At 58.6% G+C, this 452-nt stretch carries 1 protein-coding gene; it reads left to right on the top strand.

Annotation, left to right across the window (positions count from 1 at the left end):
* Positions 1–452, top strand: a 452-nt coding sequence (locus PL640_RS25510) for an ATP-binding cassette domain-containing protein (protein ID WP_271363871.1), incomplete at both ends; no start/stop codon positions are given.

The raw sequence follows: 452 nt of genomic DNA, 5'->3' as shown, positions 1-452 counted from the left end.
CCCGCGAGGAGCGCACGGCGCGTGTTTTCCGAATGCTGGAGGAAGTCGGTCTCGACGGTTCCTTTTACGATCGGTATCCGAGCCAGTGTTCCGGCGGCCAGTTGCAGCGCGTCGTCATCGGCCGTGCGCTTCTTCTCAATCCGAGTTTCCTTGTCTGTGATGAACCGACATCGGCACTCGACGCCTCGATGCGCACGCAGATCCTGAACCTCCTGATGGACATGAAGCGCCGCCACGGCCTGACGGTTCTGATGATTTCTCATGACCTGCGCGTGGTGCGTTATCTCTGTGATCGCATTGCCGTGATGTATCTCGGACGCATCGTTGAAATCGCCGACCGCGAAGAGCTTTTCCGCGCGCCCAAGCATCCCTACACGAAAGCTCTCATCGCCTCGTCGATGCTGGACGAGACGGGGTTATATGCACCGGAAATGCTTCTGGACGGTGATCTG

This window comes from Agrobacterium sp. ST15.16.024 (genome assembly GCF_027956545.1).
GTDB lineage: Bacteria > Pseudomonadota > Alphaproteobacteria > Rhizobiales > Rhizobiaceae > Agrobacterium > Agrobacterium cucumeris.
This window is presented reverse-complemented; position numbering and strand designations above follow the sequence as displayed.